At 73.8% G+C, this 321-nt stretch carries 1 pseudogene; it reads right to left on the reverse strand.

Features of this window, described 5'->3' with window-relative positions:
• Positions 1-321: pseudogene (locus tag IG98_RS46380) on the reverse strand (hypothetical protein); the annotation flags it as partial.

Here is a 321-nt window from a genome sequence, read left to right on the forward strand (position 1 = left end):
GGCAACGCCTCCACCACCACCACCGCCGACGGCACCATGTAATCGGGCAACACCTCCCCCGCGAACCGCCGCAACCGCCCCACATCCAACCCACCCGACGAGGCCGACGGAGGAGCCAGTGCGCCGGACATGCCTGACAGCTCCGCACCCAGCACGTCCGACGAACCCACAACCCCCGACGCCCTCCCGTCCCCAGCCGGGCCGCCTGCCGCCCCCACCGCTGCGGCCTCCACCACGTACGCCACCAGCCGCCGATCCCCCGGCCGGTCCTCCCGCACCACCACCGCCACATCCGCCACCAGCGGATGCGCCGCCAACACC

Source organism: Streptosporangium amethystogenes (assembly GCF_000721075.1).
Lineage (GTDB): Bacteria > Actinomycetota > Actinomycetes > Streptosporangiales > Streptosporangiaceae > Streptosporangium > Streptosporangium amethystogenes.